The organism is Nocardia arthritidis (assembly GCF_011801145.1).
GTDB classification, from domain to species: domain Bacteria; phylum Actinomycetota; class Actinomycetes; order Mycobacteriales; family Mycobacteriaceae; genus Nocardia; species Nocardia arthritidis_A.
Window position 1 is genome coordinate 6,032,024 of the sequence record NZ_CP046172.1, and the last position, 20,566, is coordinate 6,052,589.

A 20,566-nucleotide genomic window follows, 5' to 3' on the forward strand; every position below is an offset into this window, starting at 1 on the left:
CACCGTTGCGCGGGTGCGCCGGCATCGCGCAGCGATTCGATGAGGGGTGGTGGTCGGGTGACGGGTGGGCCTAGCGGTCGTGCGCGTCCGGGCGCATCGGCGGGCAGGCGCCGCCGGGGATGGTCGCGCGTTCGAAATGCCACCACTCGTTGGCGTACATCCGGCACAGGCCCCAGCGGGTGCCGTTGGCCTCCAGCCATTGCGCGCCCGCCTGCGGGCCGACGTCGACCGCCTGCCCGGAGACGTGTGTCGATTCGCCGGGCGGCAGCACCCAGCGGCGGGCGGCATCGGGACTGCCGTAGGTCCGCACCCCGTCGTCCCAGAGTCGCTGCTGTTCGGCGGGGGTGCGGTAGCCGGAGGTGATGGACAGCGGCACACCCTCGGCGTGCGCAGCCCGCTCGGCGAGGGTGTACGCCACCGCGAGGCCGGGTTCCAGTCCCTCGGTGCCCGCCGCCGATCCGAGCGCCGCGCGCGGATCGATCGGTAGGCCGGGTGCGGCCTGCGCGGCGCCCGCCGCCACAGTGGCCGCGACCACCGCGGGCAGCAGGACCGTGGGCAGTCCGAGCCGAATCCGATTCGCCGAGCCATCGTTCGTCAGCAACATGGTGGCGATGTTAGCGGCACAGTCCACAATTCCCCAGGAAAGGTCGTTGTCCACAAACCTATTCCAGTGTTGTGGATCACCATGCACACGAAATGGACATATATGAGTAACCGGAAAACTCCTGTGCTTTCGCAATTTTCGTGTTAGTCGCGTCATCGAATCGGACAATCGAGCCCAATCCCTCGCCAACGGCGGCGTGTCGGTCTCGATCGGGATGTCCCACATCGCCGATACCGCGCAGGACCAGGCCGTATCCGCCGCCAAGCCAGTGGTCCAGGCCCGCACGGTTGCCAATCCTCTTGGCGCACAGGACTTATCGCAACGACCGAGATCGATCGGCTATTCCGCACTCCCCCAACGATTTCCGCCTCGCCCAGAATGGCTGGTAGCTGGCCGGACATGAAAGATCCGGCGAAACAGCGCAGGGCGGACATTCGAAACCGACCGCCCCGCTTCAAGATATCCACAGCTTGCGGAATTCCACAATTCACTCCCCAACCATGTGAAGAGTGAATACATCTGAATTGCCGGCACGTCGCACGGCAGCCCCCGTGCTACCCCTCCGCGCGCCCCTCGAGCGCATGTCTGCCGTACGTTTCGGCGGCAGGCTGCATCCGGGTGCCCAGCCCGCGCTGGGCCGTCTCCGTCGACTCCCGATTGCGCCCGATGCGCGCCCCGATCTCGCTGCCGTGCTCACGCGCGTAGGCGACCGCCAGCTCGATTTTGCGCGAGTGCAGATCGGACTGGGCGCTGAGCACCGCGATGCGGCGCTCCACCGGGCCGTCCAATTCCTGTAGGCGCGCAACGATTTCCCACACATCCGGACCCGCCGCCAATGCGGCGCGGCGATCGCCGATGGGTCCGCGGAAAACGATGCCAGGATGTTCCAGCTGCGCGACACCCTCGCGGATGAGGCGGTTCAGCAACACCTGGGCACTGGTACCTTCCCGGGACGCTCGCTCGGACAACCAGCGGCTGGTCGCGTCCGAGATACGAATAGACGTACTCATTACCCTCCTCGACCTCCATTGGCACTTCCTCGGCAACATGGGTTCGCCATCCAAGGGTGCCGCGAAAACGGCGATGCCGCCCCGGTGATCGGGGGTGACATCGCCGTGTCCGCACGGATGTCAAAGCGGTCGAACGCCCAGTTCAGCGGCCCGAAGCGGCTCAGACGCGCTCTTTGGACCGGGTGCGCACCCGCAGCGCGATCGGCTTCTGGGTTTCGGCGAAGAAGTCGTTGCCCTTGTCGTCGACGACGATGAAGGCCGGGAAGTCCTCGACCTCGATCTTCCACACGGCCTCCATGCCGAGCTCCGGATACTCCAGCACCTCGACCGATTTGATGCAGTCCAGCGCCAGCCGCGCCGCGGGCCCGCCGATGGAGCCGAGGTAGAACCCGCCGTGCTCCTTGCACGCCTTGGTCACCTGCGCCGAACGGTTGCCCTTCGCCAGCATGACGAACGAACCGCCCGCCGCCTGGAACTGATCGACATAGGAATCCATCCGGCCCGCGGTGGTGGGACCGAACGAACCGGAGGCATAACCCTCCGGCGTCTTGGCCGGGCCCGCGTAGTACACGGCCATATCGCGCAGGTAGTCCGGCATCGGCTCGCCGGCGTCGAGCCGCTCCTTGATCTTCGCGTGCGCGATATCGCGGGCGACCACCAGCGGGCCGTTCAGCGAAAGGCGGGTCTTCACCGGGTATTTCGACAATTCGGCGCGGATCTCCGACATCGGCCGGTTCAGATCGATCCGCACGACGTCACCGCCCAGGATGGCGTCGGTCTGCTCGGGCAGGTACTGCGCGGGTTCGCGCTCGAGCTGTTCGAGGAATACGCCCTCCGGAGTGATCTTCGCCAGCGCCTGCCGGTCCGCCGAACACGAAACCGCGATGGCCACCGGACAACTCGCGCCGTGCCTAGGCAGGCGTACGACGCGCACGTCGTGGCAGAAGTACTTACCGCCGAACTGCGCACCGATGCCGAAGGATTGGGTGAGTTTGAACACCTCCTCCTCCAGCTCCAGATCCCGGAAGGCATGGGCCGCAAGGGATCCCTCGGTGGGCAGGTGGTCCAGGTAATGCGCGGACGCGTATTTGGCGGTCTTCAACGCGAATTCGGCACTGGTGCCGCCGATCACCACCGCGAGGTGATAGGGCGGGCAGGCCGCGGTGCCGAGCGAGCGGATCTTCTCGTCCAGGAATTCCAGCATTCGCGCCGGATTCAGGATGGCCTTGGTCTCCTGGTACAGAAACGACTTGTTGGCCGAACCGCCGCCCTTGGCCATGAATAGGAATTTGTATGCCGGATGCGCGGGATCGCCCGGGGTGGAATACAACTCGATCTGCGCGGGCAGATTCGAGCCGGTGTTCTTCTCATCCCACATGGTGATCGGCGCGAGCTGCGAATAGCGCAGGTTCAGCTTGGTATAGGCGTCGAACACGCCCCGGCTGATCCATTCGGCGTCGTCGGCGCCGGTGAGCACGCCCTCGGACTTCTTGCCCATCACGATCGCGGTGCCGGTGTCCTGGCACATGGGCAGGATGCCGCCCGCGGAGATGTTCACGTTCTTGAGCAGGTCGAGCGCGACGAAGCGGTCGTTGCCGCTGGATTCCGGATCGTCGATGATCTTGCGCAACTGGGTGAGGTGCGCGGGCCGCAGGTAGTGGCTGATGTCGTGCATCGCCTCGGCGGTGAGCAGCCGCAGCGCCTCCGGCTCGACCTGCAGGAAGGTGCGGCCGTTGTGCTCGAACGTGCTGACGCCCTCGGTGGTGAGCAACCGGTACGGGGTGTCGTCGGCGCCGATCGGCAGCAGATCTGAATAGCGGAACTCCGGGGTCGTCACGGGTCGCGCACTCCTTCGGGGTGGGTCGGTGGGCTCGCGCCCGGCGCGGCCGGAACCGAAATCGGCCCGCTGGGACAGAGCACAGCGAGCGTATCCGGCCATTAACCGCACCAGCTTGCTTAGGCAAGCCTTATCGACGCCGCGGAATGTCCGCGGCTGGGACCCGTCACAAAAGGTTGCACGTTCAACCCCGGGGGTGTTACCTCTTACCTGACACGTCAGAGTTTGGAGCGACCGTGACAGAACCCCACTGGCTCGATGACGTCGAAATGCGTGCCTGGGTGGGTTTCGTGCGCACTCGGGATCTGATCGCCGCCGCCGTCGGTCGCGACTCCACCCGCGAGTCCAACCTCACCTATATCGAATATTCCGTTCTGGCGAACCTGGCGAATTCCGCCGACCATCGACTCACCTTCGCCGACCTGGCCGCGCGACTCGAATGGTCGCAAAGCCGGTTGTCCCATCAGATCACCCGGATGGAGAAACGCGGATTGGTGGTGCGCGAACCGATTCCGGATGACGCCCGCCGCACCGCCGCCCGGCTCACCCAGCGCGGAACCGATGTGCTGACCGCGGCCGCGCCCGCGCACGTGCTCAGCGTGCGCAGGCACATGATCGATGTGCTCGACCGCGAACAGCTGGCCGCGCTCGCCGATATATACGACGCGCTCCTCGCACACCACCGCGGCACCGCGACCGGAAACGACTGAGGCCCGGAAACGACTGGGGTTCAGGGCAATCCGAGCGCGCGCTCGAATCCGTCGGGCACCACGATATCGCCCCGATCCAATTCCGCCACCGTGGTTTTGCGCAGGCCCAGCAGCGCCGAATCGATTCCGCCGCGCAGGATGTCGAGCACATTCTCGACGCCCGCCTGGCCGTTCGCGGCCAGACCCCACAAATAGGCCCGCCCGATCATGACCGCGCGTGCGCCGAGCGCCACCGCCTTGACCACATCGCTGCCGCGCCGAATTCCGCCGTCCAGCAAGACTTCCAGCTGCCCGCCGACCCGATCGGCCAGCACCGGGAGCGCGCGGATCGCCGCCGGTGTCCCGTCGAGGTTGTTGCCGCCGTGATTCGATACCGAGATCGCGGCGGCGCCCGCGTCGACCGCGCGCAGCGCGTCGTCCACCCGCATCACGCCCTTGAGCATGACCGGGCCGTCCCACTGTTCGCAGATCCAGCGCACATCGGACCAGTCCGGCGGCGGGGTGCCCATCCATTCGCCGTACGCGCCGAAAAAGCCGGGCGCAGGTCCGTCGCCGACGGCCATATTCGGCGCGGTGAGATCCGGAATATGCCTGGCGCGCAGGTACGTTGCCAGCCAGCGCGGCTTCGCCACGGTCTGCGGCGCGAATTTCAGCATGGTGCGCAGGTCCAGCTTTTCGGGAATCACCGGGCTGCCCCAGTCCCGGCCGTGTGAGAAGGACCAGTCGAGGGTGAGGATGAGGCCCACCGCGCCCGCGCTTTTCGCGCGCGACATCCGCTGCAGGATCTCGTCTTTGCCGCCGCACCAGTACAGCTGGAAGAAGGTGGCCGGGTTCGCGGCGATCACCTCCTCGACCGGTTTGCTCGCGAACGAGCTGAGCCCCATGGCGATTCCGCGCGCGGCGGCGGCCCTGGCCACCGCGACCTCACCGTCCGGGTGCACCGCCTGCACGCCGGTGGGCGAGATCAGCACCGGCATCGAAAGCTTTTGTCCCAGTACGGTGGTCGATTGGTCACGGTCGCCGATCGGGCCCGCGATGTGTGGGGCGAAGCCGAGTTCGGCGAATGCGCGCTGATTGTCCTCGATGGTCTGGCCGCGCTCGGAGCCGGCCACCAGCGCGCCGTAAACCGATTTGGGCAGGCGCTTTTTCGCGCGCCGCTGCGCCTCGGCGACGGATTCGAACCACGGGTTCATCGGGGATGTCCTTCCGCGAGTGTGTCCGGCCACGACCGCCGGATATGTGCGACGAGGTCGGCGGTCAGCCGATCGAGCAGCTCGCGGCCCTCGATCGCGCAGGCGCCCACCGGATCTCCGAGCACGCCGTTCGGGCTGACGGCGCGCACGCCGCCGGACCGCAGCAGCGGCATGATCTCGGAAAGGGCTCTGGTGTCGCCCTTTTCGGCACGCTCCAGGCGCACCCTGGCCGGGTCGATGGCCAGTTGCAATGCGGTCTCGGACCGGCCCGCATGCGGATCACCCTGCCAGCGCGGTAGATACAGCCGGACGTCGCGAGATTCCCCGCGCAGCACCGCCACCGCCCGGTCGAGCGGTTCCAGGTTGCCGCCGTGCCCGCTGACCAGCAGGATGCGCTCGAATGTCGCGGTGGCCGACCGGCACAGCTCGACCACCAGCAGCTCCAGCGCCGCCTGCCCGATCGAGACGGTGCCGGGAAATCCGGCGTGCTCACCGCTGGCGCCGTACGGAATGGCCGGTGCCACAAGGACATTCGAATATCGCCCGGCCACCCGGCGGCAGAGTTCGACGGCGATGTCGGTATCGGTGGACAGCGGCAGATGGGGGCCGTGCTGTTCGGTCGCGCCGAGCGGTACGAGCAGCACCGCCGCGTCCAGGGCGTCCGCCTCCGGCCATGTGAGATCCGCCACCAGCATGCCGGGAGATTATCGTCAGTCGCTGACATAATCAATATCCGGCAATCGCGCCATAATCATCAGCTGTGACGGCAACGCGCGGCCGCCCCCGCGGCACCACCAAACGCGAACTCGAACTCATCGCCATGCGGCTGTTCACCGAGCAGGGCTTCGACGAGACGACGGTCGATCAGATCGCCGCGGCCGCGGGTATCAGCGGGCGCACCTTCTTCCGTTACTTCCCGACCAAGGCCGAGGTGCTCTGGTATCAGTTCGACGACGAAGTAGCGTCATTGCGCGCGGCCTTCGCCACCGTGCCCGACGATATTCCGATGATGACCGCCGTGCGCCGAGTCGTGGTGAACGCCAATCGATATCGCGCAGAGGACGTCCCCGAGCTGCGCACCAGGATGCATCTGGTGAGCGCGGTGCCCGCCCTCGCGGCCACCGCGGGTGCGCACTACGACGCCTGGGAGCGCGCCGTAAGCGCCTTCGCCGCGCGCAGACTCGGCGAACCCGCGGACGCGCTGATCCCGCTGGCCGTCGGCCGGACCACCCTGGCCGCCGCGCGGGCGGCCTTCGACGCGTGGCTGGCCCGCGCCGACGCGGACCTCACCGTCTATCTCGACGCGGCGCTGGCCGCACTCGCGCGCGGCTTCGACCCGACCGACGCCGAAACCGATCAGCTATCGGAGCTACCGGAAGGTTTCGGCGGCAAACGGCTCGGGGTATGACTAGGCTCGGTAACGGCTCGCAGCCGACAAGCACGAACGACCCGACAGATCCGTCGAAAGGGGCAGGAATTTCCATGTCCGAGGTTTCCATGAGCGTTTCGGCGGATTCGCTGCCGGCGGGCCCCGTCGACAACCTGCTCCCCGAACTCGTCGAGCATCTGCGGCAGAACCGCACCGCGCTGCGCGAGGAATGGGCCCGGCGCATCGGCGACGCCCAACTGCTCACCGCGATGACCCCGGAGGAAATCTTCTCCGAGGCGACCTCCATCTACGACAACTACGTCGAGGTGCTCGAGACCGGTAGCGCCGAGGCCCTGCAGGCCTACGCGCGCGACCTGTCCGAACGCATCATCCCGAGAGGCGTCGAGATCGAGGAGGTCATCGGCATCGTGCTGCTGCTGCGTGACGTGCTCGCCCGCTCGCTGTTCGAGAAGTACCAGGCCGATTTCGAATTGCTCAACGCGGTGCTCGACGCCTACGAGCCCGCCGCCAACCGCATCGCCAACACACTGGCCGTCTCGTTCGTGCAAGAGCGCGAACGCGTTATCCGCCAGCAGCAGGAGGCCATTCGCGAACTCTCGACTCCGGTGTTGCAGGTGCGCGAGCAGCTGCTCATCCTGCCGATCATCGGCGTGCTGGACGGCCAGCGCGCCCGCCAGCTCACCGAGCAGCTGCTGCGCGCGATCCGGGCGAACCGCGCCAAGGTGGTCGTCATCGATATCACCGGTGTGCCGCAGATCGATTCGACGGTGGCCAACCACCTGGTGCAGACGGTGGACGCCTCGGGCCTGATGGGCGCCAACGTCATCATCACCGGCCTGTCCTCGGAGATCGCCCTCACGCTGGTGACCATCGGCCTCGACCTGTCCAAGATGAACGCCGTCGGCGACCTCCAGGGTGGTATCGAGGAGGCGGAACGGCTACTCGGATACGAAGTTTCGCGGGTCACCGAGCGTGCCGGCGAGCGTGACGGTCGCTGATCAGGCGGGCTCATGCCGGTTCCTATTCTCAAGCAGGGTAACTATCTCATAGCGTCGGTCCAGTCAGCATTGACCGACGCCGATACCGAGCGCCTGCAGGACGACCTGATGAAGCAGGTCAGTAGATTTCGCGCACAGGGGATCATCGTCGATGTCACCGCGATCGACGTGATGGATTCCTTCGCCGCGAGATCGCTGCGCACCATCGCGCATATGACGCGGCTGCGCGGCGCCGATACGGTAATCGTCGGGCTGCAACCGGAAGTCGCGTTCGCGATGGTGCAGCTCGGGTTGACGTTCGAGGATATGCACACCGCCCTCGATCTCGAAGAGGGTCTCGCGTGGCTGAATCGCAAGACGCCGACCCGCCGCGCGCAGCGAGACGGTCGTGACAGTGGCCGCTGAGAATGTGGTGATCGCGGTGCAGGTGTCGGGTGACATCGTGACCGCACGTCAAGCCGGACGTGAACTGGCAGCCAAACTCGGTTTCTCGCTGACCGATCGCACCATGATCTCCACCGCCATCTCCGAAATAGCCAGGAATATCACCAGTTACGCGGGCAGCGGCGAGATCCGGCTGCTGGTCGACGATCGCGAGGGCCGCCAGGCGCTGGTGGTCCAGGCCGAGGATCAGGGTCCCGGCATCCGCGATATCGCGCGGGCGCTCGAGGACGGCTACTCCACCGGGCGCGGGCTCGGCCTCGGATTGCCCGGCGCGAAAAGGCTGATGGACCGGTTGACCATCGAATCCTCGCCTGGCCGAGGCACGTTGGTGGAGATGTGGAAGTGGGTACCCAACGGTGCATGAGGACGGGTTCATCGGCCGAATCGAATGGGCGGTGGCCGGTCGCGCACTGCCGGGTCAGCGGGTCTCCGGTGATCGCGGGGTCGTTCTCGACGCCGGTGGCGGTTCGGTGCTCTTCGCGGTGCTCGACGGGCTCGGGCACGGTGCGCCCGCGGCCGACGCGGCCGACCGGGCCGCGCAGGTGCTCGCGGAGAACCGGGCCGAACCGCTGGACGTACTGATGGTGCTCTGTCACCGGGCGATGGCCGATACCCGCGGCGCCGCGGTGTCTTTGGCGCTGTTCGGCTCGGGCGATACGGTGCACTGGCTCGGGGTCGGCAATGTGGAGTCCCGGGTGCTGACGGCGGGGCCGGTCGGCCTGACGGTGCGCGCGAGCGCGCTGCTGACCGGCGGCATCGTCGGCTATCGACTACCGCAGAACCTGCAGACACAGACCGTTCCGGTGCGCCCGGGCGATCTGCTGCTGATGTCCACCGACGGCATCGTCCCCGAATCCGCCGACGGCATAGATCTTTCCAAGTCGACCGCGGAGATCACCTCGGAGATTCTGGCCAGGCACGCCAAGGACACCGATGACGCGCTGGTGCTCGCGGCCCGCCACCGGGGCGGAACGGTCGCGGTGCCGTCATGAGCGAGGTCTTGGCGGCGTTTCTGGAGGATTACGCGAAAGCGCTACGGCGCCATCTGGATTCGCCGTCACAGGCCGGACTCGGTGAGGGTTACGAACTCGGCAGGCGGGCGCTGGTGGAGGGCATCAGCCTGCTCGATCTCACCGAAAACCATTACCGGGTAACCCATTCGGTGGGCGGGCTGGATCCGCGGGTGACCGAGACGGCGCTGGAATTCCTGTTGCAGACGCTGGCGGCCCTCGATATCGCCACCCGCGGCTACCTCGACGGCGCCCGCCGCTACGAGCAACAGCGCACGCGCGCGGACGATCTCGCAGACCGTGACGCATTCCGCACCGCGCTGGTGGAATCGCTGCAGGACGGCTTCTTCGTCGCCGACGCGCGCGGCACCATCGTCGAGGTCAATTCGGCCTTCGGCGCGCTGACCGGCTACGGCCCGGCCGATGTGCCGTATCCGCTGCCGCATCCGTGGTCGGTGCCGGATGGGCCGCGCTATCCCGACCTCGTCACCGCGGCACAGCGTTTCGTGCTGCCGATCCGGCACCGGGACGGGCGCCCGGTGTGGCTCGCGGTGAGCACGAGCGCGCTGATCAAACCGGAGAACAACGAGCGGATCTTCGTCGGCACCATCCGCGATGTCACCGCGGAACACGATGCGCAGGCCCGGGATCAGGCCGCGTCCCGGCTGGCCACCGCGGTGGCCTCGGCGACGAGTGTGGTCGAGGTGCTCGCGGTCGGCCTGGACGAATTGCGGCGCACCGTCGGCGCGCAGAGCGCGGTGGTCTCGGTGTGGCCGAACCGGCACACCGGGCCCGAGGTGTATGTCTCGGGCACGCAAGAGGATTCGGGTGACGCGGCTGGCGCCGGGCTCAGCGCGCGGGCGCGCGCGCTGCTCGACCGGGCGCGCAGGCAGCCGGGCCGCAGCCTGTTCGCGATTCCGGAGGGCACCGATTTCTCGGAGGGCATCGTCGCCCCGCTGGGCGAAACCGGCGATGCCGCACTGTGGTTGCGCTTCGCCGCGCCGCGCGCGATCAGCGCCGCCGACTGGACCCTGTTCTCGCTGCTCATCGGGCATCTCAGCCTGGCGGTGCAGCGGGCGCGCAACTTCGATCAGGCGCGGTCCACCTCGCTGACGTTGCAGCGGGCCATGCTCGGCCCGATCGAACTGCCGCCGCGCTTCTCGGTGCACTACGAGCCCGCGCTGCCGCCGCTGGAGATCGGCGGCGACTGGTACGACGTGGTGCCGCTGAAGGACGGCACCATCGGCGTCGTGGTCGGCGACTGTGTGGGGCGCGGCCTGTCCGCCGCCGTGGTGATGGGTCAATTGCGCACCGCGGCAAGGGCTTTACTGCTGCGCGGCGCCGGGCCTGCACAGCTGCTCGCCGAACTCGACACCGTCGCGTCGCGGATACCCGGCGCGATGTGCACCACGGTGTGCGCCGCCGTACTGGATCCGGTGCGCGGGCTGGTCCGCTACAGCAGCGCCGGACATATGCCGCCGATCCTCGCCGATGTGAATTCGACCGGCAGGCTGCTGGAGGGCGGGCGTTCGGTGCCGCTGGCCACCTTCGATCCGCCGCGGCGGCCCGAGGCCACCACCGCGCTGTCGCCCGGTTCGACGCTGGTGCTGTTCACCGACGGCCTGGTCGAGCAGCGCGGCGTCGATATCGATGACGGATTCGCCAAGATCGCCGCGGTGCTCGCCGACACCTCGGGCAAACTGCCGCGCGAGGTGGCCGATGCGGTGCTGTCGCGGCTGCGCCCAGCCGCGGGCTACGACGACGATGTCGCGATGGTGGTGTATCGGCAGCCGCCCGCCCCGCTGCATCTCGACGTGCCCGCCGAGGCGCGGCAGCTGGCCGGGCTGCGCCGCAGGCTGAAGGCGTGGTTCGCGGCGGCCGCGGTGCCACACGAACTGGCCGCCGATCTGGTCGCCGCGGCGAATGAGGCGTGCAGCAACTGCATCGAACACGCCTACCGCGACGGCGCCGCGATAGGAACCGTTGTGCTGCATGCCGAATGCGATACCGAGAAGGTGGTCATCACGGTCGTCGACACCGGGTCGTGGAAGCCGCGCGCGGCGGATCCCGGCCATCGCGGCCGCGGCATCGATATGATGCGGGCGCTCACCGAGGAACTCGATATCGACCACACCGGACCGGGCACCCGCGTCCGCATGTCGGTCACCTTGCCCGCCATCGCGTTTCCGGTGGCCAATCCACTGCGCGGGACGGGTCGGCGGGTACCCGGGTAATCCGAGCTATCGAACGACGCTCCCGAGGCCGGGAATACCGGCCTCGGGAGCGTCGACCAATTCGGAACTACTCTGCTACGCGGACTGCGACAGCTGCTCGAGTATCTTCAACAAAAACATGAATGTGGACGAACCACTATCGATGCCCGCACCGATCATCATATTGTACAAAGAGTGCATTTTCGCTCCTAGCCATCAGTGCTTCGAATCGTTGCCACGATTCCGTTCAGAAATGCTAGAGCTAAGTGAAGCATGTCACAGTCACAATTAGATGTGATGTAAGTCACTCATTCTCCGTAGTACGCATAACTTAGTCAGCCGAACGTCGCACCGCGGATTCCTGCCGGTCGCAGGCCGGAACTTCCCTGCGGGCCAGCATATTTCAGTCGCCAACGGCGACCGCGGCCACACCTCGGTCCGGCGACGGGAAGGGCAGGCAATGTCGCAGCAAAGCATTCTTCAGCAAATTTCGAGAATTTCATCGACCTGAAGTAAGCCGCTGGCGAAAACCGCACCGCGTACCCATTTGCCAGAAATAAGCGAGTACCGGGAAGAATTTTCGGCCACCTGTGCGACAACTCCCCCGACCGGGCGAAATACACATCTATTGCGCGGATCGAGCCACCCGAGTTTGCGAGCTCGACGCGGCCTCGACCGAATGACCCGAGTGCGGGCGAGGCTCGATGCGGCGACACCCCGGACCACGACGTGACAACCGTCCACGATGGACAGGCGTCGTATAGGTTCGGTTACGGTGAGTGTGGCACGGTCGGTGCGTAGCCAGCGGTCGACAGGCTGTCCACCAGGCCCGAAGCCATGAGACGGATGGAGGAGATGCGGAAATCCGGCGCCGCGCCGACTGGAACGCCCCGGTTTCACCGGGATCGGACAGCGATCGGCATATGCTCGAAAGATCTTGTCGCGCAGGCTGTTACGACGGAATATCCCTGGTTGGGGCCGTTTTCGTGAACCATCAATAGTAGATTGGGATGCTGTGACCAACACTTCCGGAGATGCGTATCCCCTGGCGGAAACGATGACCACCTCGGTGGTGGAGCACGAGGGCGCGACCGTACTCGCGGTAGCAGGCGAGGTCGACCTGGCGACGGCCCCCGCACTGGAGAGCGCGATCGAGGGGATCCTGAGCGGTAAACCCGCTGCGCTGATCATCGACCTGAGCGCCGTCAGCTTCCTCGCCTCGGCGGGTATGGCGGCGCTGGTGGCCGCGCACAAGCGGGCGGGCGCCGCCACCGTGATGGCGGTGGTCGCCGAGGGACCGGCGACCAGCCGTCAGCTCAAGATGACCAGTCTCGATCAGGTCTTCGCGCTACACGCGACCCTGGACGATGCGCTCGCGGGGCTGCGCTCACGCTGATCGTTCAGCACAATTCCCGCAACTGCTCGACCAACTTCACCCGATCGGCCGGGGTGGCCGCCATGGGGACGACGTTCAGCGTGGTGACACCCGCTTCGGCGAAGGCCGCGATCCGCTCCTTGACGTATCCGGCCGGGCCGACCAGCGAGATGTTGCGGACCAGTTCGTCCGGCACCACCTTGGCCGCCTCCTCCTTCTTGCCCGCCAGGTACAGCTCCTGGATGCGGTCGGCCTCGGCGCCGTAGCCGTATTTCGTGGCGAGGGTGTGATAGAAGTTCTTGCCCTTCGCGCCCATGCCGCCGATGTAGAGCGCCAGATGCGGTTTCACGAATTCCAGCAGCGGTTCGACATTTTCGCCGATGGCCAGGGCCGGGCCCGCGAAAACCTCCAGCTCGCCGAGCTGCGGGTCGCGCTTGGCCAGGCCGGCCTCGAGCGCGCCGCCCCAGATCTCCTTCGCCTTCTCCGGCAGGAAGAAGATGGGCTGCCAGCCCTCGGCGATCTCGGCGGCCAGCTCGACATTCTTCGGGCCGAGCGCGGCGAGCAGCACCGGAATGCGTTCCCGCACCGGGTGATTGATGAGTTTGAGGGCCTTTCCCAGACCGGTGCCGCGCTCGGCGGGCAGCGGGATCTGGTAGTACTTGCCCTGGTATTCGAGGCGTTCACGCCGCCACACCTTGCGGCAGATCTCCACCAGCTCCCTGGTGCGGCCGATCGGTGCGTCGTAGGGCACGCCGTGGAAACCCTCGATCACCTGCGGGCCGGAGGCGCCGAGGCCGAGGATGAACCGCCCGTCGGAGACGAAATCCAGACCCGCGGCGGTCATCGCGGTGAGCGATGGCGTGCGGGTGTAGATCTGCAGGATGCCGGAGGCCAACTGCAGCGTGCTGGTCTTCGCCGCGAGGTACCCGAGCGCGCTGACGGCGTCGAACGAGTAAGCCTCCGGGACGAAGACGGTGTCCAGACCGGCCCGTTCCAGGTCGGCGACCTCGGCCGCCGCTTCCTTGAAACCGCCCGAATAGTTGATGCCCAATCCGATCCGCATAACCGCGGAGTCTAATTTGCCGCGTTGTCCCGCAACCGCCGGTACCGGCCGACTCTCCGGACTCACCGGACGCGCGGGCGGGGTATGGATCGGGAACCGGTAGCGTGGAACGGCATCCGACGTCGCACTCCGAAAGGCAAACCACCCGTGTCGCAGTCGTTCGCCGAGGCCACCCTCGCGCAGTACCTGTCCGATCTGGCGGCGAAGGTGCCCGCGCCGGGCGGGGGCGCGGTGGCCGCACTGCACGCCGCGCAGGGTGCGGCGCTGGTCGCGATGGTGGCCCGCTACACGACCAGGGCCAAGGACGCCGACAACCGTCCCGTGGTGGACCGGATCATCGAGGCCGCCGACGCGGCCCGGCAGCGGGCGCTCGCGCTGGCCGACGCCGACGCCGCGGCGTTCACCGCGGTCGGCGCGGCGTACAAACTGCCCAAGGACACGCCAGAGCAGGTCGCCGCCCGCACCGCCGCGATCAACGACGCGCTGGTGCAGGCCGCCAAGGTGCCCGCCGCCGTGGTGGACGAGGCCGACGAAATCCTCACCCTGGCCGCCGAACTGCTGCCGATCGGCAATCCGAACGTGGTCACCGATATCGGCGCGGCCGCCGACGCCTGCCGCGCCGCCGCGGGCAGCTCCCAGCTCAATATCGAGATCAACGTCGGCTCGCTGCCCGCGGCGGAGGGCGACCGCTTCGCCCCGGTTCTGATTCGCATCGACGAACTGCGCGCCCGCGCCGACGCGCTGCACGCCGACGTCCTGCACGTCGTACGTAGCTGAAAGGCGTTGCGGCACAGGCTCGGTCCTGTCACGGACGCGGCCGGTCCGGAGCGGCCGAAAGGCGTTGCGACACATCGACGACCTTGCTACGGCGGGTCCAGAACTCGCCGGGTCGATCGAAAGGTGTTACGGCACAAGCACGATCTTGCCGCGTACCTGCCCGGATTCGCTGAGGCGGTGTGCCTCGGCGGCCTCGGCGAGCGGCAGGGTCCGATCGATTTCGGGGCGCAGAACGCCCTGGTCGACGAGGTCGGCGATGGTTTCCAGGTCGGCACCGGACGGGTTGACGTACAGGCGTTCATAGCGCGGGTCGGATTCGGCGTCGTTGCCCTGCGCGTCGATGAGCCTGCCGCCGGGGCGCAGCACCTTCAGTGAGCGGGAACCGTATTCGCCGCCGACCAGGTCGAAGACGATATCGATATCGCCGGTGACCTCGGTGAAATCGGCGGTGCGGTAATCGATCAGCTCGTCCGCGCCGAGGCCGCGCAGGAATTCGTGCTTCGCCCCGCTCGCGGTGCCGATCACATGCGCCCCATGGTATTTCGCGATCTGCACGGCGAGATGGCCGACGCCGCCTGCCGCGGCATGGATCAGGATCCGTTGTCCTGGAAGCACATTCGTGAACGCCTGCCATGCGGTGAGCACAGCGGTCGGCAGCGCCGCGGCATGCGGATGGTCCAGGGTCTTCGGCTTGGCCGCGGCAAATTCCGCAGGGACGACCACATATTCGGCGTACGCGCCGCTGCGACTGAACACCATCGAATACACCTCGCCGCCGACCGCGAACCGGTCGACGCCCGCACCGAGCTGCGCGACCACCCCGGACACGTCGAAGCCGAGGGTGAACGGCGGCTCGCCCATCTTCCGGATCTCGCCGGAGCGCAACTTCCAATCGGCGGCATTGACGCTGGTCGCGGCGACCCGCACCAATAACTCACCGGCCGAGGGCGTCGGCCGCTCCACCTCGGCCAGCCGCAGCACCTCGGGACCACCGAACACATCTTGCGTAATCGCGAACATGACGACGATTCTCCGGTGACCTAGTATCCATTGGAAATAAGGCACTTTTATGATACCGAGGTACCTGATGGATACCGTCTGCGGCTGGGTCGAGTCCGACAACCTGGTCGAAAGCTATGTGAAGCAATGCCCGGCCCGGGAGGTACTCGGCGTACTCGCCGACAAATGGGTGCTGCTCGTGCTCGGCACGCTCCGAATGAACGGCGGCCCGATCCGCTTCAACGAGCTGCGCCGCAGGCTCGACGGCATCACCCAGAAGATGCTCACCCGCACCCTGCGCAATCTGGAACGCGATGGGCTCATCCGGCGCACCGTCTATCCGACCGTGCCGCCGCGCGTCGAATACGCGCTCACCGAACTCGGCGCCAGCCTCGGCGAGGTCAGCCACGCGATGGGCGTTTGGGCGGTGCGGCATCAGGGTCAGATCTTGGCCGCGCGCAACGAATTCGACGCGCGCGCGGAGCTGGAGCCGCAACCGCTCTGAGATCTTTGCCCAGGTCGGCGCGATCATGGACGGCGTAAACTGGAGTTTTGCGTACCACACCAGCTCAAAGGGGTGGAGCCAATGAGGAGCGCTCTCCGAAATCTGTTTCTCGCGACCGCGGTCGTCGCGTTCGGCGTCTTCGGATCCGGTGCGGCAACGGCAGCCATGATCGATGCGCCACCCGGCCCCGCGGTGGTCGGTATCGCACCGTCCGCCGGTCAGACAGTGGGCATTGCCGCGCCCGTGACGGTGACATTCGCCGCCGCCGTCCAAGACCGGGCCCGCGCCGAACACGCCTTCACCATCAGCGCGCCGAAACCGGTGACCGGAACCTTCAGCTGGATAGACGACCGCGACCTGCGCTGGAATCCCAGCGGCTTCCTGCCCGCCGACGCCAGGATCAATGTCGGACTAGGACCGGTGCACACCCAATTCCAGACCAACGGCGGCGTCTCCGGTGAGGGCGATATGTCCGCACACACCTTCAGCATCCTGATCGGCGGACAGGTGGTGCGGACCATGCCCGCCTCCTACGGCAAACCGGGTTGGGAAACACCGCCCGGCACCTGGCCGGTGCTGGAGAAGGCCCGCAGCGTGGTATTCGATTCCCGCACCATCGGCATCCCGCTCAGCTCGCCGCAGGGCTACATCATCAACGGTGAATTCGCCGAAAGGCTCACCTGGGGCGGCGTTTACATCCATTCGGCACCGTGGTCGGTCGAGCAGCAAGGTAATTCGAACGTCAGCCACGGCTGCGTGAACCTGGCGCCCGGCGACGCCGAATGGGTTTACAACACCATCAACGTCGGCGATCCGGTGAACCTGCACTGGTGATTCAGGCCGCCACCCGCACCGCGTCGTCGCGGGAAACCAGTGCGGCGTAACGACCTTCGCGGGCCAGCAGCTCCTCGTGGGTGCCGCGTTCCACGATGCGGCCGCGGTCGAGCACCACGATCTGGTCGGCGTCACGGATGGTGGACAACCGGTGCGCGATGGTGATCGTGGTGCGGCCCGCCGACAGCGCGTCGAGCGCGGCCTGCACCTCGTGCTCGGTCTGAGTGTCGAGCGCGCTCGTCGCCTCGTCCAGCACCAGGATCGGCGGATCGCGCAGGATCGCCCTGGCCACCGCGAGGCGCTGCTTCTCACCGCCGGAGAAGCGGTAGCCGCGCTCGCCGACCAGGGTGTCGTAGCCGTCGGGCAGGCTCGCGATGTGATCGTGTATCCGCGCGGCCTTGGCGGCGGCGTGCAATTCCTGGTCCGTCGCATCGGGTTTCGCGAAACGCAGGTTGTCGGCGACCGAGGCGTGGAAGAGGTAGGTCTCCTGGGAGACCACGCCCACCGCTGCCGCCAGATCCGCGAAACTCAGGTCGCGCACGTCGATTCCGTCGATCGTCACCCGGCCCGAGGTCACATCGTAGAGGCGGGCCACCAGGTAGCCGAGAGTCGTTTTCCCGGAACCGGTTTCGCCGACCACCGCGAGGCTCGTACCCGCCGGGACCGTGATATCGATATCGGTGAGCACCGCACCGGTGCCGCCGCCGTAGCCGAATCCGACGTGGTCGAACGCGATCTCGCCTTTAATATCCGGCGCGGGCACCGGGTCGGTGGGTTCCGCGAGATCCGGTCGCAGATCGAGATATTCGAAGATCCGGCCGAACAGCGCCAGCGAACTCTGCACCTCGACGCCGGTCGAGAGCAGCTGCACCATCGGGCGCAGCAGGCTGGTCTGCAGGGTGGTGAACGCGACGAGGGTGCCGATGGAAACCAGCGGATGCCCTGCGGCAACGGTCATTCCGGCCGCCCAGTAGATGACGGCCGGCATCGCGGACATGATTATCTGGATCGTCGACTGCCGCCACCGGCCCGCCATATTCGACCGGATCTCCAGATCCACCAGGCCGCGGGATTCCCTGGTGAAATCGCCGACCAGTTCGGGTGCGCGACCCATGGTGCGCCCCAACAGGATTCCGCTCACCGACAGCGATTCCTCGACGATCGCCGACATGCTCGCCAACTGCTGCTGGCGCCGGCCGGTGATCCGGCGGCGCTCATCGCCGACCCGGCGGCTCACCCAGACGAAGAAGGGCAGCATCACCAGCGAGATGATGGTCAGCCGCCAGTCGAGCGCGACCATCGCGACCATCGCGGCGATGACGGTGGTGAAATTCGAGACCAGCGAGGTCGCGGTGGAGGTCACCGTCGACTGCATGCCGCCGATATCGTTGGCGATCCTGGACTGCACCTCACCGGTGCGCGTTGTGGTGAAGAACGCCAACGGCATTCGCTGCAGCTGCGCGTAGACCCCCGAGCGCAGGTCGTGCATCACCTCCTGGCCGACGGCGGTCGAGAGGTAGGTCTGTAGCACGCCGAACACGCTGGTGAGCGCGGCGACACCGATCATGCCCGCGGCGAGCAGGGTGAGCAGACCGGTGCGGCCGTGCGGCAGCGCGTCGTCGAGTATGCCGCGCAACATGAACGGTGATGCCAGGGCCACCACCGAGGACAGGCCGACCAGTGCCGCGACCACGGCCAGTCGGGCGCGATAGGGATGGAAGAGCCGGACGATCCGGCGGAGTTGATGCGGTGACTGCACGGGCGCCTCCTTCCGCGACGAGTTATCCCATAAAACTGAGTATTGCTCATAATTGTCCCCCAAACAATGAGCTATGCTCAGAAACATGGACACCGCTCCCGACCTACCCGAGCTGTTCCTGCGCACCGCCCGCCGCATCCGCCGCAACCAGATGACCAGGCTCGCACCCATCGGCATCACCCCGGGGCAGGCCCGAGCGCTGCGCATCATCGGGCATCAGGACGAACCGCCGCGGATGGCGGCGCTGGCCGAACGCCTCGGCATCGTCCCCCGCTCCGCCACCACCGTCGTCGACGCACTCGAGGCCGCGGGACTCGTCACCCGCGCCGCCGACCCGAACAACCGGCGCTCCACCCTCGTCTCGCTCACCGCAGACGGCCGGGAAGCGCTGCGCCGGATCGACGGAGCCCGCCGCGCCGCGGCCGAGGAGATCTTCGCCACGCTGTCCGAGAACCAGCGGGAGACCTTGCGAAACCTCTTGGCCGCCTTGGAATCCGTCGAATTGTCTCGCCCCTGACACCATGTCAGGACCGTGTCGGTCCCGTGTCAGGGCCGTCGCCGATCGTGGCGTAACAACCAGCCACGAAAGGTAATTCGATGACTCAGACGGTTCCCGTCCCACAGGGCCTGCCCATGGCGCGCAACGCCGGTCCCTTCGTTCCGCCGCTGGAAATCACCCGGCTACGCGCGGCGCGCCCGGTCAGCCCCATGGTGTTCCCCGATGGTCACGAGGGCTGGCTCATCACCGGGTACGAGGAGGTCCGCCAGGTGCTGGCCGACACCCGGTTCAGCTCCCGCCAGGACATCGGCATCATCCACGTGCCGTTCGAAACCCCCGGCATGCCAAGACCCACCGAACCATCCCCGCAGACGCCGGGCCTGTTCGTCGCCATGGACCCGCCGGACCACACCCGGCTGCGGCGCAAGCTCACCGGCGCCTTCACCGTCAAACGCATGAAGGAGCTAGAGGAGCACATCGTCGAAATCGCCGAGCGGCAGCTGGACGCGATGACGCGGATGACCCCGCCGGTCGACCTGGTCAAGGAGTTCGCGCTGCCGGTGCCCTCGCTGGTGATCTGCGAACTGCTCGGCGTCCCCTACGCGGACCGGGCGAACTTCCAGGTCAACTCCGCCAAGTTCCTGGAGCGGGAGGTGACGCTCGAGGACAAGATGGCCGCGTACGGCGCGATGACCACATACCTGGCCGGACTCGTCATGGGCAAACGCGCCGAACCCGGCGAGGACATCCTGTCCGACCTGGCCCGCGATGACGATCTCGGCATCGATGAATTGGTCGGCATCGCCTTCCTGCTGCTGCTCGCGGGGCACGAGACCACCGCGAACATGCTGGGGCTCGGCACCTTCGCGCTGCTGGAGAATCCGGAACAGCTCGCCGAACTGCGCGCCGACCCGGACCTGTTGCCGGATGCCGTCGACGAACTGCTGCGCTACCTGTCCGTCGCCGACATCTTCTATCGCTACGCCACCGAAGATATCGAGCTCGGCGGCGAGACGATCGGCAAGGGATCGACCGTCGTCATCTCGCTGCTGGCCGCCAACCACGACCCCAAGCGCTTCCACGACCCCGACACCCTCGACATCCACCGCAGGGCCCGCGGCCTGGTGGCCTTCGGACACGGCATACACCAGTGCCTGGGCCAGCAATTGGCCCGCGTCGAGATGCGCGCCGGATTCGCGGCACTGCTGCGCCGCTTCCCGACCCTCGAGCTCGCCGTCCCCGCGAACGAGGTGCGACTGCGCACCGATATGAATATCTACGGCGTCCACGAATTGCCGGTCACCTGGACGGAAACGGCCCAGTAGACGACGCCGAAGCATCAACCC

General features: G+C 67.0%; 21 protein-coding genes. 13 read left to right on the forward strand and 8 right to left on the reverse strand.

Annotation, left to right across the window (positions count from 1 at the left end):
- Positions 1-70: 70 nt before the first annotated feature.
- From F5544_RS27065 to F5544_RS27075, 3 genes are all read right to left on the reverse strand, one after another.
- Positions 71-604 (reverse strand): M15 family metallopeptidase, encoded by a 534-nt coding sequence (locus tag F5544_RS27065; RefSeq protein WP_167475789.1) that lies wholly within the window; start codon positions 602-604, stop codon positions 71-73.
- Between the two features lie 554 nt (positions 605-1,158).
- Positions 1,159-1,614: a hypothetical protein gene (locus F5544_RS27070; RefSeq protein WP_203217361.1), complete on the reverse strand. Its 456-nt coding sequence runs from the start codon at positions 1,612-1,614 to the stop codon at positions 1,159-1,161.
- 160 nt (positions 1,615-1,774) lie between these two features.
- Entirely contained in the window at positions 1,775-3,451 is a 1,677-nt protein-coding gene (locus F5544_RS27075) for a fumarate hydratase (RefSeq protein ID WP_167475790.1), read from the reverse strand.
- A 236-nt stretch (positions 3,452-3,687) separates the two neighbouring features.
- On the opposite strand from F5544_RS27075, the gene F5544_RS27080 reads away from it, so the two are divergent.
- The gene (locus F5544_RS27080) at positions 3,688-4,161 is read left to right on the forward strand and encodes a MarR family winged helix-turn-helix transcriptional regulator (RefSeq protein ID WP_167475791.1); all 474 of its coding nucleotides are present in this window, start codon (positions 3,688-3,690) and stop codon (positions 4,159-4,161) included.
- 20 nt (positions 4,162-4,181) lie between these two features.
- Here the strand turns inward: F5544_RS27080 and mftD are convergent, their stop codons facing one another.
- Both mftD and mftE read right to left on the reverse strand, forming a co-directional pair.
- Positions 4,182-5,354, reverse strand: coding sequence for a pre-mycofactocin synthase MftD (mftD, locus tag F5544_RS27085; protein WP_167475792.1), 1,173 nt, complete (start codon positions 5,352-5,354; stop codon positions 4,182-4,184).
- The gene (gene mftE / locus F5544_RS27090; RefSeq protein WP_167475793.1) at positions 5,351-6,049 is read right to left on the reverse strand and encodes a mycofactocin biosynthesis peptidyl-dipeptidase MftE; all 699 of its coding nucleotides are present in this window, start codon (positions 6,047-6,049) and stop codon (positions 5,351-5,353) included. Before mftE ends, mftD begins: the two co-directional genes overlap by 4 nt.
- A gap of 65 nt (positions 6,050-6,114) precedes the next feature.
- Here mftE and mftR point away from each other — a divergent pair, with 65 nt between their 5' ends.
- From mftR to F5544_RS27125, 7 genes are all read left to right on the forward strand, one after another.
- Positions 6,115-6,762 carry a mycofactocin system transcriptional regulator gene (gene mftR / locus F5544_RS27095; RefSeq protein ID WP_167475794.1) on the forward strand — a complete coding sequence of 216 codons (648 nt, stop codon included), beginning with the start codon at positions 6,115-6,117 and terminating at the stop codon, positions 6,760-6,762.
- A gap of 74 nt (positions 6,763-6,836) precedes the next feature.
- Positions 6,837-7,742 (forward strand): STAS domain-containing protein, encoded by a 906-nt coding sequence (locus F5544_RS27100; protein WP_167475795.1) that lies wholly within the window; start codon positions 6,837-6,839, stop codon positions 7,740-7,742.
- Between the two features lie 12 nt (positions 7,743-7,754).
- The gene (locus F5544_RS27105; protein WP_167475796.1) at positions 7,755-8,147 is read left to right on the forward strand and encodes an STAS domain-containing protein; all 393 of its coding nucleotides are present in this window, start codon (positions 7,755-7,757) and stop codon (positions 8,145-8,147) included.
- Entirely contained in the window at positions 8,137-8,550 is a 414-nt protein-coding gene (locus F5544_RS27110) for an anti-sigma regulatory factor (protein WP_167475797.1), read from the forward strand. Before F5544_RS27105 ends, F5544_RS27110 begins: the two co-directional genes overlap by 11 nt.
- Positions 8,543-9,178, forward strand: a complete 636-nt coding sequence (locus F5544_RS27115; protein ID WP_167475798.1) for a SpoIIE family protein phosphatase — start codon at positions 8,543-8,545, stop codon at positions 9,176-9,178. The genes F5544_RS27110 and F5544_RS27115 overlap by 8 nt, the downstream gene beginning before the upstream one ends.
- On the forward strand, positions 9,175-11,430 hold the full coding sequence (locus tag F5544_RS27120) for a SpoIIE family protein phosphatase (protein ID WP_167475799.1): 2,256 nt from the start codon (positions 9,175-9,177) through the stop codon (positions 11,428-11,430). The genes F5544_RS27115 and F5544_RS27120 overlap by 4 nt, the downstream gene beginning before the upstream one ends.
- Before the next feature lie 1,036 nt (positions 11,431-12,466).
- Positions 12,467-12,805 (forward strand): STAS domain-containing protein, encoded by a 339-nt coding sequence (locus F5544_RS27125; RefSeq protein ID WP_167479511.1) that lies wholly within the window; start codon positions 12,467-12,469, stop codon positions 12,803-12,805.
- 4 nt (positions 12,806-12,809) lie between these two features.
- On the opposite strand, the gene F5544_RS27130 is transcribed toward F5544_RS27125, so the two are convergent.
- A complete protein-coding gene (locus tag F5544_RS27130) occupies positions 12,810-13,847 on the reverse strand; it encodes an LLM class F420-dependent oxidoreductase (RefSeq protein ID WP_167475800.1) in 1,038 nt (345 codons plus the stop codon).
- A gap of 147 nt (positions 13,848-13,994) precedes the next feature.
- On the opposite strand from F5544_RS27130, the gene F5544_RS27135 reads away from it, so the two are divergent.
- Positions 13,995-14,624, forward strand: a complete 630-nt coding sequence (locus tag F5544_RS27135) for a cyclodeaminase/cyclohydrolase family protein (protein ID WP_238846687.1) — start codon at positions 13,995-13,997, stop codon at positions 14,622-14,624.
- 126 nt (positions 14,625-14,750) lie between these two features.
- Here F5544_RS27135 and F5544_RS27140 read toward each other — a convergent pair whose 3' ends face one another.
- Positions 14,751-15,644, reverse strand: a complete 894-nt coding sequence (locus F5544_RS27140) for an NADP-dependent oxidoreductase (RefSeq protein WP_167475802.1) — start codon at positions 15,642-15,644, stop codon at positions 14,751-14,753.
- Between the two features lie 67 nt (positions 15,645-15,711).
- Between F5544_RS27140 and F5544_RS27145 the strand changes: the two genes are divergently transcribed.
- Both F5544_RS27145 and F5544_RS27150 read left to right on the forward strand, forming a co-directional pair.
- Positions 15,712-16,128, forward strand: a complete 417-nt coding sequence (locus tag F5544_RS27145) for a winged helix-turn-helix transcriptional regulator (RefSeq protein WP_167475803.1) — start codon at positions 15,712-15,714, stop codon at positions 16,126-16,128.
- A gap of 81 nt (positions 16,129-16,209) precedes the next feature.
- On the forward strand, positions 16,210-16,962 hold the full coding sequence (locus tag F5544_RS27150) for a L,D-transpeptidase (RefSeq protein WP_167475804.1): 753 nt from the start codon (positions 16,210-16,212) through the stop codon (positions 16,960-16,962).
- 1 nt (position 16,963) lies between these two features.
- Here F5544_RS27150 and F5544_RS27155 read toward each other — a convergent pair whose 3' ends face one another.
- Positions 16,964-18,721 carry an ABC transporter ATP-binding protein gene (locus F5544_RS27155; protein WP_238846688.1) on the reverse strand — a complete coding sequence of 586 codons (1,758 nt, stop codon included), beginning with the start codon at positions 18,719-18,721 and terminating at the stop codon, positions 16,964-16,966.
- A gap of 85 nt (positions 18,722-18,806) precedes the next feature.
- Between F5544_RS27155 and F5544_RS27160 the strand changes: the two genes are divergently transcribed.
- Both F5544_RS27160 and F5544_RS27165 read left to right on the forward strand, forming a co-directional pair.
- Positions 18,807-19,238, forward strand: coding sequence for a MarR family winged helix-turn-helix transcriptional regulator (locus F5544_RS27160; RefSeq protein ID WP_167475806.1), 432 nt, complete (start codon positions 18,807-18,809; stop codon positions 19,236-19,238).
- Between the two features lie 80 nt (positions 19,239-19,318).
- Positions 19,319-20,545, forward strand: coding sequence for a cytochrome P450 (locus F5544_RS27165; RefSeq protein WP_167475807.1), 1,227 nt, complete (start codon positions 19,319-19,321; stop codon positions 20,543-20,545).
- The last annotated feature ends 21 nt before the right edge of the window (positions 20,546-20,566 follow it).